The 13384-nt window shown below is 69.6% G+C and carries 14 protein-coding genes; 8 read left to right on the top strand and 6 right to left on the bottom strand.

From position 1 onward, the window contains the following. Window positions 1-80 precede the first annotated feature (80 nt). The 7 genes from Strain318_RS06905 (at window position 81) to Strain318_RS06875 (ending at window position 6172) form a co-directional block, all read left to right on the top strand. Window positions 81-434, top strand: coding sequence for a roadblock/LC7 domain-containing protein (locus Strain318_RS06905; protein ID WP_367887775.1), 354 nt, complete (start codon window positions 81-83; stop codon window positions 432-434). Window positions 435-445: 11 nt separating this feature from the next. Beyond that, entirely contained in the window at window positions 446-844 is a 399-nt protein-coding gene (locus Strain318_RS06900) for a response regulator (protein ID WP_367887774.1), read from the top strand. Continuing rightward, window positions 841-1884 (top strand): mannose-1-phosphate guanylyltransferase, encoded by a 1044-nt coding sequence (locus tag Strain318_RS06895; protein WP_367887773.1) that lies wholly within the window; start codon window positions 841-843, stop codon window positions 1882-1884. The genes Strain318_RS06900 and Strain318_RS06895 overlap by 4 nt, the downstream gene beginning before the upstream one ends. After that, the gene (locus Strain318_RS06890; protein ID WP_367887772.1) at window positions 1881-3086 is read left to right on the top strand and encodes a putative sugar nucleotidyl transferase; all 1206 of its coding nucleotides are present in this window, start codon (window positions 1881-1883) and stop codon (window positions 3084-3086) included. The genes Strain318_RS06895 and Strain318_RS06890 overlap by 4 nt, the downstream gene beginning before the upstream one ends. Further along, window positions 3083-3886, top strand: a complete 804-nt coding sequence (locus Strain318_RS06885) for an MBL fold metallo-hydrolase (protein WP_367887771.1) — start codon at window positions 3083-3085, stop codon at window positions 3884-3886. Before Strain318_RS06890 ends, Strain318_RS06885 begins: the two co-directional genes overlap by 4 nt. Before the next feature lie 112 nt (window positions 3887-3998). Further along, a complete protein-coding gene (locus tag Strain318_RS06880) occupies window positions 3999-5525 on the top strand; it encodes a SulP family inorganic anion transporter (RefSeq protein WP_367887770.1) in 1527 nt (508 codons plus the stop codon). A 17-nt stretch (window positions 5526-5542) separates the two neighbouring features. Continuing rightward, on the top strand, window positions 5543-6172 hold the full coding sequence (locus Strain318_RS06875) for a carbonic anhydrase (RefSeq protein ID WP_367887769.1): 630 nt from the start codon (window positions 5543-5545) through the stop codon (window positions 6170-6172). Between the two features lie 214 nt (window positions 6173-6386). Here the strand turns inward: Strain318_RS06875 and groL are convergent, their stop codons facing one another. From groL to Strain318_RS06860, 3 genes are all read right to left on the bottom strand, one after another. Then, on the bottom strand, window positions 6387-8018 hold the full coding sequence (gene groL, locus Strain318_RS06870; protein ID WP_367887768.1) for a chaperonin GroEL: 1632 nt from the start codon (window positions 8016-8018) through the stop codon (window positions 6387-6389). Window positions 8019-8037: 19 nt separating this feature from the next. Next, entirely contained in the window at window positions 8038-8349 is a 312-nt protein-coding gene (gene groES, locus Strain318_RS06865) for a co-chaperone GroES (protein WP_367887767.1), read from the bottom strand. A gap of 68 nt (window positions 8350-8417) precedes the next feature. After that, on the bottom strand, window positions 8418-9203 hold the full coding sequence (locus tag Strain318_RS06860; RefSeq protein ID WP_367887766.1) for an NADPH-dependent F420 reductase: 786 nt from the start codon (window positions 9201-9203) through the stop codon (window positions 8418-8420). A 107-nt stretch (window positions 9204-9310) separates the two neighbouring features. Between Strain318_RS06860 and Strain318_RS06855 the strand changes: the two genes are divergently transcribed. After that, on the top strand, window positions 9311-11023 hold the full coding sequence (locus Strain318_RS06855) for a carboxypeptidase-like regulatory domain-containing protein (RefSeq protein ID WP_367887765.1): 1713 nt from the start codon (window positions 9311-9313) through the stop codon (window positions 11021-11023). 17 nt (window positions 11024-11040) lie between these two features. Here Strain318_RS06855 and Strain318_RS06850 read toward each other — a convergent pair whose 3' ends face one another. Genes Strain318_RS06850 through uppP form a run of 3 tightly spaced genes read right to left on the bottom strand, consistent with a single transcriptional unit; the run spans window position 11041 to window position 13380 of the window. Then, window positions 11041-11820, bottom strand: coding sequence for a type III pantothenate kinase (locus tag Strain318_RS06850; RefSeq protein WP_367887764.1), 780 nt, complete (start codon window positions 11818-11820; stop codon window positions 11041-11043). A 10-nt stretch (window positions 11821-11830) separates the two neighbouring features. Beyond that, complete coding sequence (locus tag Strain318_RS06845; RefSeq protein WP_367887763.1) at window positions 11831-12559, bottom strand: biotin--[acetyl-CoA-carboxylase] ligase; 729 nt, start codon at window positions 12557-12559, stop codon at window positions 11831-11833. A 2-nt stretch (window positions 12560-12561) separates the two neighbouring features. Beyond that, window positions 12562-13380 carry an undecaprenyl-diphosphatase UppP gene (gene uppP, locus Strain318_RS06840; RefSeq protein WP_367887762.1) on the bottom strand — a complete coding sequence of 273 codons (819 nt, stop codon included), beginning with the start codon at window positions 13378-13380 and terminating at the stop codon, window positions 12562-12564. Between the last annotated feature and the right edge of the window lie 4 nt (window positions 13381-13384).

Here is a 13384-nt window from a genome sequence, read left to right as displayed (position 1 = left end):
AGGCACTTCCATCAAGCGAGTTCCGCTTGACTTGCCGATGGGCGGACGTACACTTCCACGACCCCTTCCCGGAGTGCCGTGTGGCCACCATCCGCGACCTTGTTGCGACCCTCCGCCGTTTCGACGGCGTGACCGCCGCCGCCGTGCTGGGCCGGGACGGACTGCTCATCGATCATGACGCGAACGCCGGCCTCGATGCCGAACAGGTGGCGGCGCACGTGCCGTCGATCCTGCAGTTCGCGGACGAGCTTGGGGGGGCGGCTTCCGCCGGCCGCCTGCAGACGGCCGTGCTGGAGCATGAGGAGGCGACGGTCGTGCTTGCGGCCATGTCGGCCGACGTGGTGCTGCTGGTCCTGGTCCGCCCGGACGCGAACCTCGGAGCGCTTGTCTACGACATCCGCCGCCACCGCGCGGGCCTCGCGGCGCTCGTCTGACGGCGGCTGCCGTGACTTCGCCGGTCCCTGCCCCGCGCCGTCGCATCCTCGTCGCTGACGACGAGCCGCACATCGGACGCATCATCAAGACGAAGCTCGAGCAGGGGCCGTTCACCGTGGAACTCGTGTACGACGGCGCCGAAGCGCTCGATGCGCTGGACCGAGATCCCGATGCGGGACTTCTCATCCTCGACCTGATGATGCCGCGCGTCACGGGGCTCGAAGTCCTGGAACGCGTGCGGGCCGACGCACGCTTTGCGCGCCTGCCCTGCCTGATCCTCACGGCCGCAGGCCAAGACCACCAAGAACAGGACGCGCGCCGTCGCGGCGCCGATGAGTTCATGACCAAGCCGTTCAGCCCCAAGCGTCTGCTCGCTCGCGTCACCGAACTCGTCGAGGCGGGGCGATGAGCGCGCCTTTGTTCGCCGTGGTGCTCGCCGGCGGCGTGGGCTCGCGCTTCTGGCCGTTGTCGACGCCGGCACGGCCGAAGCAGTTGCTGCCGTTGGTCGGCAGCCAGACGATGCTCGAGGACACGGTCGCCCGCCTCGACGGCCTCGTGCCGCGCGACCGCGTGCTGATCCTCACCAGCACGCAGCTCGCGCCGGCGATCCGCGCCACGCTGCCGTGGCTCGCGGCCGACCAGGTGCTCGAGGAGCCGCGCGCCGCGGGGACCGCCGCCGCGCTGGCGTGGGCGGCGGTCGAGGTCCGCCGGCGCGGCGGCGCCGACGCGGCCATGCTGTCGGTGCACGCGGATGCCGCCATCGGCGACGACGCCGCGTTCCGGCGCGTGCTCGCGGCGGCGGCGAGCGCCGCCGTCACGCACGACGCGCTCGTCACCGTCGGCATCATCCCGACCGAGCCCAACCCCGGCCTCGGCTACATCGAGCCCGGCGCGGCGCTGGATGCGCAGTGTGCCCGCGTAGCGCGCTTCCTCGAGAAGCCGGATCGCGCGAAGGCCGAGCAGTTGGTCGGCGCGGGCTGCCTGTGGAATTCGGGCATCTTCGCGTGGAAGGCCGCGACCTTCCTCGCCGAAGTCACGGCCCATGCGCCGGAGCTCGCCGCCGCGATGGGAGCGGCGGCGACGGGACGCGAAGCGTTCTTCGCCGCCGTGCATGACACCGTGAGCGTGGACGTCGGGGTGCTCGAACGCAGCGCGAAGGTCGCCGTCGTCCGCGGCGGCTTCGGCTGGGACGACGTCGGGACCTGGGGCGCGCTGCGCCGCGTGCGTCCGCGCGACGCATTCGGCAATGCGGTGCACGGCGCCGCGCATCTCGTGCAGGCGCGCGACAACGTCGTGCACGCCGAGCATGGGCGCGTGGTGCTCTACGGCGTGCAGGATCTCGTCGTCGTGGTGCGGGACGGCCTCACGATGGTGACGACCATCGCCCACGCCGACCAATTGAAGCAGATGCTCGACGCACTTCCGGCGGAGGTCCGCGACCAGCGATGACGGGATTCGTGCTGTACGACGACGCGACGGCCCGCGACTTCGCGCCGTTCGCGCTCACCCGCCCCGCGGGCGAACTGCGCGCCGGCGCTGCGCTCACGCGCGAACGGTGGACGCGGATCTTCGGCGCTGCCGCGACGGGCTTCGTCGGCGCTCCGCACCTGCGGCAGTTCGCCGAGTTCGACGCGCCTCCCGCCGTGGAGTCGCGCCTCGCGGCCGGGACCTGGCTGGTGAACGCCCGCTGCGTGCCGCGGCTCGACGTGCTCGCGCTCGCCGCGCCGGAGGCGCACGAGATCGCCACGTTGCGCTGCGGAGGCCGCGTCGCCGCCGTGCGCCTCACGCGCGAGCTTGCCGCGCACGATCTCGCCGACGGTCGCCTCGCCCTCGAGGCGCTGGCGCAGGGCCCGGCGCGCGACATCGACGGCTGGTGGCTGGACCACGTGTGGGACCTCGTGGCGCTGCTGCCGAACATGCTCGCCGCCGATGCGACGGCCCTGTTGCCGGCGCAGCCGGATGCGCGTGGCATCCATGTGATCGGCGCGCACGCGGTGCACGTCGCGGCCGATGCGACCATTGAGCCCTACGTCGTCGCCGACACGAGCGCCGGCCCGATCGTCATCGAGCGCGGCGCACACGTGCTCGCGTTCACGCGCTTGGTCGGGCCCTGCGTGATCGGTGCCGGCAGCAGCGTGATGGGCGGGCGCCTCGCCTGCTGCAGCATCGGCCCCGCCGTGAAGGTCAGCGGCGAGATGTCGCTCACGATCATGATTGGCCACGCGAACAAGGGACACGACGGCTTCGTCGGCCACAGCGTGATCGGTCGATGGGCGAACCTCGGCGCGGGGACGATCACGAGCAACCTCAAGAACTCGTACGGCGAGGTGACGCTGTGGACGCCAAGCGGCGTGCAGCGCACGGGCCAGCAGTTCCTCGGCAGCCTGATCGGCGACCATGCGAAGACCGGCATCGGCACGCGACTGAGCACCGGCAGCGTGATCGGCGCGGCGGCGAACGTGTTCGGCACCCGGATGCCGCCCAAGGTCGTCGCGCCCTTCGCGTGGGGCGACGGAGAGCCATGGGAGACCTTCGCCCTGGACCGCTTCCTCGTGGTCGCGGCACGCGTGATGGGACGCCGTGGCGTCACGCCGGCCGCGGACGCCGGCGCGCATTGGGCGCGCGTCTTCGCCGCGCGCGACGGCGCGTGAGGATCTGGTCACTCGGCTCCGGGAGTCGCGGCAACGCACTGGTCGTCGGGAGCGGCGATCGTCTCGTACTCGTCGACTGCGGATTCGGCCCACGCGCGTTGGTGACGCGACTCAAGGCGGTGGGCCTCGTGCCGGAGATGATCGAGGCGCTGCTGCTCACGCACGAGCACCAGGATCACGCCGATGGTGCGGCCAAGGCGCAGCACAAGTGGCGCTGGCCCGTGTACGCGAGCGCCGGAACGCACGCCGCGCTGCGCGACATTCCCGCCAAGCATCGCGTCGTGCTGCAGGCGGGAGCCGCACAGACGGTCGGCGCCTTCACCGTGGAGGCGACGCCGGTGCCGCATGACGCCCGCGAGCCGATGGCGTTCGCGCTCACCGCGACGGCGAGCGGGGCGCGTGTCGGCATCGCCCACGACCTCGGCGCGGTGCCTCCGGCACTGGAGCGGCTGTTCGCGCGCTGCGATGCGCTGTGCCTCGAGGCCAACCATGACGGTGAGATGCTGCGCCACGGCCCCTATCCGCGGGCGCTGCAAGATCGGATTCGGGGCGGCCGCGGCCACATCGACAACGCCGAATCGGGCGCGCTGGCACGGCGGTTGTCGCACCCGGGCCTCAAGGCCCTGGCATTGTTGCACCTCAGCGAAACGAACAATACGCCATCGCTGGCTGCACGCAGCGTGAACGCCGTGCTGGGGTCGTCTCGCGTGCAGGCGCATCCGGCGGCAGGGCGGAGCGCCGAGCTGCTCTTCGCCCTCGAGGCCGCGACGCGCACCACGCAGTTTTCGCTCGCGTTGTAGCCGTTGTCGCAGCTGCATATAAATAGGATAGGCAGCGCGACCGGCCCTTGAACGCACGGTTGCGTACGCACGTAGATTGTCGGAGCACCTCCCCCTGAGTCCTCTCCGACCTATGCAGCGAACGATTTCCTGGCGGCACGACGTGCCGGCCTCCATCGTGGTGTTCCTCGTGGCGGTGCCGCTGTGCTTGGGCATCGCGCTCGCCTCCGGCGCCCCGCTGTTCTCCGGCATCATCGCCGGCATCGTCGGCGGACTCGTCGTCGGGTTGATTTCCGACTCGCAGTTGATGGTGAGCGGCCCGGCGGCCGGGCTGACGGCCATCGTGCTCGCCGCGATCACGGACCTCGGCGGATTCGAGATCTTCCTCGCGGCGGTCGTGCTGGCGGGCGCGATGCAGGTCGCGTTCGGCCTGCTGCGGGCCGGCGTCATTGGCTACTACTTCCCGACCGCCGTCATCAAGGGCATGCTCTCGGCGATCGGGCTGATCCTGATCATGAAGCAGATCCCGCACGCGATCGGCTATGACGCCGATGCGATGGCGGATGACACCTACATGCAGGGCACGGCCGAGACCGCGTTCACGGGTGTGGCGGAGGCCTTCCGGCATATCCAGTGGGGCGCGGCGATCATCGCCTTGATCGCCCTGCCGCTGCTCTTCGCGTGGGGCAAGGGGCCGCTGAAGCGGCTGAAGGACATCCCCGCCCCGCTGTTCATCGTGCTGTTCGGCATCGGCATGAACGCCGCGTTCACGGCGTTCGCCCCGTCGCTGGCGATCGGCCCGACGCATCTGGTGAGCGTGCCGGTCCCGGATTCGCTCGGGTCGTTCTTCGGGCAGTTCATGTTCCCCGATTGGAGCGCAATGCTGCAGCCGGCCGTGTGGCAGGTGGCATTGACGCTCGCCGTCGTGGCCTCGTTGGAATCGTTGCTGTCGCTGCAGGCGACGGACGAGATGGATCCCTGGCATCGCGAGGCGAACACGGATCGCGAGTTGCTCGCGCAGGGCATCGGCAACTTCACGTCGGGCCTCATCGGCGGTCTCCCGGTGACGGGCGTCATCGTCCGATCGGCCACGAACATCAGCGCCGGCGCCCGCACACGGTGGTCGGGCGTGCTGCACGGCCTCTGGCTGCTCGTGGCGGCGCTGGCCATTCCCGGCCTCTTGAACACCATTCCGCTGGCGGCGCTGGCCGCGGTGCTGATCCACGTCGGCTACAAGCTGGCGAACCCGGTGCTCTTCAAGGCGGCGCTGCAGCGCGGTCGCACCTACGCCTTCTCGTTCTTCTTCACCGTCGGCGTGATCCTCGTGACCGACCTGCTGCGGGGCATCCTCGTCGGCCTGGCCGTCGGTGTCGTCGCCATCCTGCGTGACCACGTGCAGAGCCCGCCGTACACCGAGGTGAGCGCCCCGGGCGCCGTGCTCAAGCGCCTGCAGTTGCATGACAACGTGAACTTCCTGCACAAGGCGGCGCTGGCGACGATGCTCGAGGCGCTACCCGAGGGTTCGCGCATCGAACTCGATGCGCGGCGCACGCGCCGGCTCGACGCCGACGTGCTCGAGGTGATCGGCAACTTCCAGCGGCTCGCGCCGCAGCGCAACATCGACCTGCGGCTCGTGGGCTTCCCGCCCGTGGCCCCGTAACCCCCCGCGAGGACCCCGTGGAATCGTTCAAGACCCTCATTGCCAACAATCGCGCCTGGGCGAGCGAGATGCTCGCGCAGGACCCCGAGTTCTTCAAGCGCACGGAGTCGGGCCAGGCCCCGCACTTCCTCATGATCGGCTGCTCCGACAGCCGCGTCCCGCTGGAGCGCATGACTGGCGCGCTGCCGGGCGACATGTTCGTGCACCGCAACATCGGCAACCAGGTCTGGAGCACCGACGTCAACGTGCTCTCGGTGCTGCACTACGCCATCAACGTGCTCGACGTGCCGCACGTGATCGTCTGCGGCCACGACAACTGCGGCGCGCTCAAGGCCGCGATGGGCCCCGCGTCGAACGGCGTCGTGGACCACTGGCTCTCGGACATCCGCAACACGCTGCGTTGGCACAAGGACCAGCTGGACGCGGTATCCGACCCGAAGGAGAAGCTCGCGAAGCTGGCCGAGCTGAACGTGCTGCAGCAGCTCGGCATCCTCTCGCGTACGCCGGTCATCCGTGATGCGTGGGAGCGCGGCAAGCGACCGATGCTGCATGGCTGGGTGTACGACATCGCGTCGGGGCTCATCCGGATCGTGGCGGATCAGATCGATTCGTCGGAGAAGGCGGCGGAACTGCTGCCGAACAACTGAACCGCTGGAAGACGGGAGACGGCGGTACGGGCGGAGGTGGGACGACGGGATGGGAGAGACGGCAGAGGGGGGAGAGACGTCGGACGTCTCTCCCCCCTCTTGCATCTGCCCTATCCCCTCGGCCCACCCCCGCCCGTAAAAACATCTCCCCTCTCCCAGCCACTCGCGCGGCCGAAAGAGGGGAGACGGGACCAGCGGGCTGAGCGCTTCGCGCTCAGTACATGCCACCCATTCCGCCGCCCGGCGCGGCCGGTGCGGCGGGCTCCTTCTCCTTCTTCTCGACGATGAGCGCTTCCGTCGTGAGGAGGAGCGAGGCGATCGACGCGGCGTTCTGCAGCGCCGTGCGGGTCACCTTCGTCGGGTCGATGACGCCGGCGAGGACGAGGTCCTCGTAGGTGTCGCTGAAGGCGTTGTAGCCGAAGTTCTTGTCCTTCGAGGCGCGCACCTTCTCGACGACGATCGAGCCTTCGCCGCCCGCGTTCTGCACGATCATGCGGATCGGCTCCTCGATGGCGCGACGGATGATGTCGACGCCGATCTGCTCGTCGGCCTCGAGCTTGATGCCCTTGAGCGCGGACTGCGCGCGCACGAGCGCGACGCCGCCGCCCGGGACGATGCCTTCCTCGACGGCCGCGCGCGTGGCGTGCAGCGCGTCCTCGACGCGGGCCTTCTTCTCCTTCATCTCGCTCTCGGTGGCGGCACCGACGTTGATCACGGCCACACCGCCCGCGAGCTTCGCCTTGCGCTCCTGGAGCTTCTCCTTGTCGTAGTCGCTGGTCGACTTCTCGATGGCGACTTCGATCTCCTTGATGCGGGCCTTGATCTTGTCGGCCTCGCCGTAGCCGTCGATGACGGTCGTGTTGTCCTTGTCGATGACGATGCGCTTCGCGCGGCCGAGGTCCGTGAGGACCGCGTTCTCGAGCTTGAAGCCGATCTCCTCGGAGATCACGTTGCCCTTCGTGAGGGTCGCGATGTCCTCGAGCATCGCCTTGCGGCGATCACCGAAGCCCGGGGCCTTCACGGCGGCGACGCGCAGCGTGCCGCGGAGCTTGTTCACGACGAGCGTGGCCAGCGCCTCGCCCTCGATGTCCTCGGCGATGATGAGCAGCGGCTTGCCCGTCTGCGCGACCTTCTCCAGCACCGGGAGCAGGTCCTTCATCGAGGAAATCTTCTTGTCGTGGATGAGGATGTGGGCGTCCTCGAGGACGGCCTCCATCTTGTCCGGATCGGTGATGAAGTACGGCGAGAGGTAGCCGCGGTCGAACTGCATGCCGTCGACCGTCTCCAGCGTCGTCTCGAGGCCCTTGGCCTCTTCGACGGTGATGACGCCGTCCTTGCCGACCTTCTCCATCGCCTCGGCGATCAGGTCACCGATCTCCTTGTCGTTGTTCGCGGAGATGGTGCCGACCTGCGCGATCTCCTTCTTGCCGGAGGTCGGGACGGAGAGCTTCTTGAGCTCCTCGACGATGGCCGTGACGGCCTTGTCGATGCCGCGCTTGATGGCCATCGGGTTCGCCCCGGCCGTCACGTTCTTGAGGCCTTCGCGGAAGATCGCCTGGGCGAGGACCGTGGCGGTCGTCGTGCCGTCACCGGCGAGGTCCGACGTCTTGGTCGCGACTTCCTTCACCATCTGCGCGCCCATGTTCTCGATCGGATCGGCGAGCTCGATCTCCTTCGCGACGGACACGCCGTCCTTGGTGACCGTCGGGGCGCCGAACTTCTTGTCGATCACGACGTTGCGGCCCTTGGGGCCGAGCGTGACCTTCACCGCCTCGGCAAGCTGGTCCACGCCACGCTTGAGCGCGGCACGAGCCTCAACATTGAAATGCAGTTCCTTCGCAGCCATATGGTCTCAGGTCCTGTGGTTAGTTGTTGACGATCGCGAGGATGTCGCTCTCGCGGAGGATCAGGAGCTGTTCGCCGTCGATGCTCACTTCGGTGCCGGAGTACTTGCCGTAGAGCACCTTGTCGCCGGCCTTCACTTCCATCGCGACCCGCTTGCCGTCCTCGGTGCGGCCGGGGCCGACCGCGATCACTTCGCCCTGCTGGGGCTTTTCCTTGGCGGTATCCGGGATGTAGAGCCCGCCACGCATCGTCTCGGTCTCTTCGAGCGCCTTGACGACCACGCGATCGGCGAGGGGCGCGACCTTCTGGGCGGCCGCAGTCTTCGCTGCCATAGGTATCCGTCCTCCTGCTGGGTGTGAATAGGTGATGGTACTTGTCTGGCACTCACTTAGCACGAGTGCTAACAACACCGTAAGCTACTCGCAAACCGCATGCCAGTCAAATGGGGGCACCAAACCGCGGCGCCCCCATAAGAGTATGTCCAGTAACGGGTTACAACGATGTTGCCCTGCCAGATTGACAAATCCCGCGCGGTAGTTTTGGCGAGACCAAAACGTCGGATTGGCAGGCGAACCTCAGCCCCGGCGCAAGACTCCCCACGCGAACTCGCGGGTCCCCACCACGCCGGTCGACCCGATCCAGAGCAGCGCCGCCGGCTCCAGCACCCTTGCCCGCGCCAGTGGACCGAGTACCAGCGGCCGAACCCGATGGCCGCGGCCAGATCGGCGACGACGCGCGTCGCGGCGGCATCGTCGCCGCAGAGCCAGAGCACCGCCGGCCGACCCTGGAACGTGGCGTTGGCCATCACCTCACGCCCAATGGTGTTGAAGGCCTTCACCACGCGGGCACCGGGAGCCCACCGGGCCACCTGCTCCGCCCCGGAGTCGTCGCGCCCGTGCGTGAGCACGCCGCCGGCGCCGATCGGATTGGTGGCGTCGACGAGGATCTTGCCGGCCAGCGACCCTGCGCCGACGATGGCGGCCTCGGCGGCCGACCATGGCGTGGCGAGCAGTACGAGCTCAGCGTCGCGGACGGCGTCGGCGACGGGACGCGCCGCCGCGCCGAGCACCGCGTACTTCGGGTCGGCAGGGTTCCGCACGGCATAGCGGACATCGTGGCCGACCTCGCGGAATCGGGCGCCGAGGGTCTGGCCGACTTTGCCGGCGCCGAGGATTGCGATGTGCATCGGAGCGTTCGGGTGAGAGTTGGAGCGCGCCGTCCCGTCCCGGGGGCGTGCGGCGCTGCCCGGAGACGCGTGATAGCTTGCCAGTGATGCGATGCGATAGTCAACACATGACGCATACACGACGTGCCCTGCGTGAGATTCGCCTCGCCGCAGTCTCCGCGCTCGGCGCCCTGTTCCTGCTCGGCGCGCGCGGTGCATCGCCGGTGCAGGCGCAGGTGGTCAGCGGAAGCGTGGTGGACAGCGCCAGTCGCCAACCGATTCCGGGCGCGGTCATCCAGTTGCTGGGCGCCAACGGCGAAGAGCACGGGCGTGGGCTCAGCGACGCCCGCGGGGCCTTCGTAGTGCGGGTGCGCGGTGATGTCCGACGCGTGCGCATCGTGCGCATCGGGTTCTCGCCGCGCCTCCTCGACGTCAGCATCGCCGCGGCGGAGCCCGCGACCCGCGCCCTCGGTGACATCGCCATGCGGCGCATTCCGGCCTTTCTCGATCCGGTCCGCGTCGTGGCGGCGCAGTGCCGCGGACGCTCGAATCGCGGACGCTCCCCGATCGCGTTGATCGAGCAGGCACGCGCCGGGCTGCTGACCTCGGTGGTGACGCGCGACCAGAATCCGGCGACGATGCGCCGTCTCACGTATGAGCGACTCTTTGAGGGCGACAGCCGACGCCCCACGGAGCAGATCGTGCGCAGCGATTCCTCGACCCAGCAAACGCGCAGCTTCCGTGCGGCGCAGGACGCCGGCAGCTTCGTCGAGTCAGGATTCGTCCAGCCGTTGGGCGACGAGCAGATCTTCTTCGCCCCGGACGCCGACGTGCTGCTCGACGATCGCTTCGCGGCGGGGTATTGCTTCCGCGTGATGCCGCGCGACCGCGACCGCCCGCGTGAGATCGGGCTGGGCTTCGAGCCGGCGACGCGGCGCGCCGGACGCGTCGATGTGGAAGGCGCCCTGTGGATCGACACCGTCGCGCGCGAGCTGCGCGAGCTCTCGTTCCGCTACGTGGGTTTGAATCGACGCATCGAGGCGCTCGGCCCGGGCGGGAGCGTCTCGTTCCAGACGCTGCCCAACGGCCTCGTCATCGTGGACCGCTGGTCCATGTACCTGATTGGTGAAGTGCCGGACACGCTCGCGTCCTCCCGACCGGGGACGGTTCGCCTCAGCGCCCGGCTGGTCGAGGTGCGCAACGGCGGCGAACTCGCCGCGGCGCGGTGGAGTGACGGCACCGAATGGCGCGCGGCGCTGGGCACGGTGACGGGATCGGCCCGCTGGCGCGATGGCCGGCCCGCCAGCGGCGCGACGCTCGCCCTCGGCGATACGCCATTCCGCACGGTGGTCACGGACGCCGGGCAGTACACCTTCGAGGGACTCCTGCCCGGCTCGTACACGGTATTCGTCGACGATTCCGCATTGCTGAGCATCGGCCTCGACATGCCGACGTCGCAGCGCGTCACGACGGACCGCGATTCAACGCGCTTGGAACTCATCCTGCCGACGCGCGCCGACGTGGCGGGTCGCCACTGCCCCGCGAGCGGACCCTTCGATCCCAACAACCGCACGCTGTTCCTCGGACGCGCCCTGCGGACGGACCGCGCGCCGATCGAGGATGCCATCTGGGGCGTGCGCCTCAACACGCCCGAGGGCTGGGTCGAGGTCGCCAAAGACGGACGCACCGGCAGCAACGGCCTGATGCCCTACTGCACCGGCTTGCGGCGCGGTGCTGAGCTCGAGGTCACGGTGCGAACCCCGGAGGGGCTGGTCGACGTGCAGCGACGGCGGCTCACCGAGCCGGCGACCATCGTGCCGTTCGTGTTCCCGATGCCCTGATGGGTGTCGGCGCGCGCTTAGCGCGCGCCGCTGAGGATCTCGTGGGCCATGCGCAGGCCGTGCAGCGTGAGATCCGGATCGACGAGTTCGATGATCGGGCAGTGCGGCTGGATGACCACCGCCAGCCCACCCGTCGCCACGACCTTGGGCCGCCCGGCATTCGGCCAGCTCGCGATGATGCGGTTCACGATCCCCGTCACGCTGTCGGCGGCGCCGAACACGACGCCCGCCCGGATGCACTCCTCGGTGCGCGTGCCGATCACCTTCGCGGGCGCCTGCAACTCCGTCGCCGCAAGTTTGGCGGTGCGCCGGAACAGCGTCTCCGCCGAGGTCTTCACGCCGGGCTGGATGACGCCTCCGAGGAACACCCCATCCTTGGTGATGCAATCGTAGGTCGTGGCGGTGCCCAGATCGACGACGATGCAATCGCTCCGGTACATGCGGCTCGCGGCGAGCGTGTTGATGATGCGATCGGCGCCGACGGTCATCGGTTCGTCGACGGCGAGCGTGATGCCCAGCGGCGAGCGCGCATCGACGACGACGGCGGGCGTCTCGCTCATGCGCGACGCGGCTTCGGCCAGCGCCATCGTCACGCCGGGCACGACGGAGCCGATGGCGGCGCCGCGCAGCTTGCTGCCCGCGCGCCCGGAGGCCTGCAGCAAGCTGTGCAGCAGGAGGAAGACCTCGTCGGGCGTGCGGTTCGCCTCGGTCGTCACGCGCCAGTGCGCGACGATGCGTTCGCCTTCGGCGAGACCCAGCGTGGTTTCGGTGTTGCCGACGTCGGCGACGAGGAGCATCGAGATATCCTCAGGGGGAGAACACGAGGGAGCCGGCGCGGACAGGCGTCAGCGTCCCATTGGATTCTATCAGCAAGGCGCCGTCCGTGGTGATGCCGCGGGCCGTGCCGGCCATGGGTTCCCGCAGGGGACGACCCAGCGCGAGGTCACGCGCGGCGAACTCCGCGCACTCGGCATCACTCAGCGGGCCGCTCGCGAACGCCGCCGCCCGGAGTGCCGGGACGAGCTCGCCGAGCACCTCGTGCGGCGCCGCCTCGCGCAGCGCCGCGGCCTCGAGCTGATCCGGCGGGAGCTCGAGATTGATGCCCACGCCGATGGCGACCCAGTCGGGGCGCTGGTCGCGCCAGCGTGCTTCGATGAGGACGCCCGCGAGCTTGCGGCTGCCGACGAACAAGTCGTTGGGCCACTTGAGCCGGATCGGCGCGTCCGTCCAGCGCTCCAGCACACGCGCCATGCGCAATCCGACGCGCAGCGAGAGCACTTCGATGGCGCGGGGGTCGTGCGGCCGCTCGATGAGGGTGAGCCAGAGGCCGGCACGAGGCGCCGACGTCCATCGCTTGCCTCCGCGGCCGCGCCCGGCGTCCTGGCGTTCGGCGACGACGAGGGTCCCCGCCGGTGCGCCGCTGCCGGCAAGGCGATGCGCCTCGTCCATGGTGGAGCCGACCGTCTCGAGGGCCGCCACCTGCGGCAGCGCAAGCGCGCGGGCCAGTCCGTCAGCACTCGCGCCGAACCACGCCATGCCTACCAGCCGCCTCGCGTCGCGATGAGGCCGAGGATCACGGCGCCGAGCGCGAACCGATATACCGCGAACACCGCATAGCTGCGGCTGCGCACGAAGCGCAGCAGCACGGCGATGGCCAGCCAGCTCGACACCGCGGCCGCCGCCACACCGACGAGCAGCGGCGCGCTGATGCCGCTCTCGCGCAAGGCGTCTGGCACCTTGAAGATCGCTGCCGCGAGGATGATCGGCAGCGACATGAGGAACGAGAACACGGCGGCGGACGACCGGTCGAAGCCGAGCGCACGGCCGGCCGTGATCGTACTGCCCGAGCGCGAGACGCCCGGCACGAGCGCCAGGCACTGCGCGAGACCGACGAGCAGCGCATCGCGCCAGGTCATCTGCTCGCGGCTGCGCGCCAGCGGCAGCTTGGCATCCACGACCCACAGCAGCGCGCCCATCACGATGAGCGCGATGGCCGTCACGATGGGCGCACGGAACGCCGTCTCGGCGAGATCCTCGAGCAACAGGCCGGCAATACCGGCCGGCACGGTCGCGATGCCGATGAAGAGCGCCATGCGTGAGTCTGCGTCGACGGCGCGGCGCTGCGTGAGCAGCGTGACCGAACCGCGGGCGACGCGCGCCCATTCGGCGCGGAAGTACCACACGAGCGCGATGAGCGTCCCCACATGCAGCGACACGTCGAAGCCGAGTCCGGCGGGCGGCCAGCCCATCACCCATGGCGTGAGCGAGAGGTGCGCCGAGCTCGACACGGGCAGGAACTCCGTGAGGCCCTGCAGCGTGCCGAGGACGAGTGCTTGCCAGATGGTCGGTTCGTGCATCGTC

Source organism: Pseudogemmatithrix spongiicola (genome assembly GCF_030623445.1).
Lineage (GTDB): Bacteria > Gemmatimonadota > Gemmatimonadetes > Gemmatimonadales > Gemmatimonadaceae > Pseudogemmatithrix > Pseudogemmatithrix spongiicola.
This window is presented reverse-complemented; position numbering and strand designations above follow the sequence as displayed.

Excerpts from the sequence above, each read along its gene's own strand:
- Strain318_RS06895 (WP_367887773.1), top strand. The coding sequence starts at position 841 with ATGAGCGCGCCTTTGTTCGCCGTGGTGCTCGCCGGCGGCGTGGGCTCG.
- Strain318_RS06890 (WP_367887772.1), top strand. The coding sequence starts at position 1,881 with ATGACGGGATTCGTGCTGTACGACGACGCGACGGCCCGCGACTTCGCG.
- Strain318_RS06880 (WP_367887770.1), top strand. The coding sequence starts at position 3,999 with ATGCAGCGAACGATTTCCTGGCGGCACGACGTGCCGGCCTCCATCGTG.
- groL (WP_367887768.1), bottom strand. The coding sequence starts at position 8,018 with ATGGCTGCGAAGGAACTGCATTTCAATGTTGAGGCTCGTGCCGCGCTC.
- groES (WP_367887767.1), bottom strand. The coding sequence starts at position 8,349 with ATGGCAGCGAAGACTGCGGCCGCCCAGAAGGTCGCGCCCCTCGCCGAT.
- Strain318_RS06860 (WP_367887766.1), bottom strand. The coding sequence starts at position 9,203 with ATGCACATCGCAATCCTCGGCGCCGGCAAAGTCGGCCAGACCCTCGGC.
- Strain318_RS06855 (WP_367887765.1), top strand. The coding sequence starts at position 9,311 with ATGACGCATACACGACGTGCCCTGCGTGAGATTCGCCTCGCCGCAGTC.
- Strain318_RS06850 (WP_367887764.1), bottom strand. The coding sequence starts at position 11,820 with ATGCTCCTCGTCGCCGACGTCGGCAACACCGAAACCACGCTGGGTCTC.
- Strain318_RS06845 (WP_367887763.1), bottom strand. The coding sequence starts at position 12,559 with ATGGCGTGGTTCGGCGCGAGTGCTGACGGACTGGCCCGCGCGCTTGCG.
- uppP (WP_367887762.1), bottom strand. The coding sequence starts at position 13,380 with ATGCACGAACCGACCATCTGGCAAGCACTCGTCCTCGGCACGCTGCAG.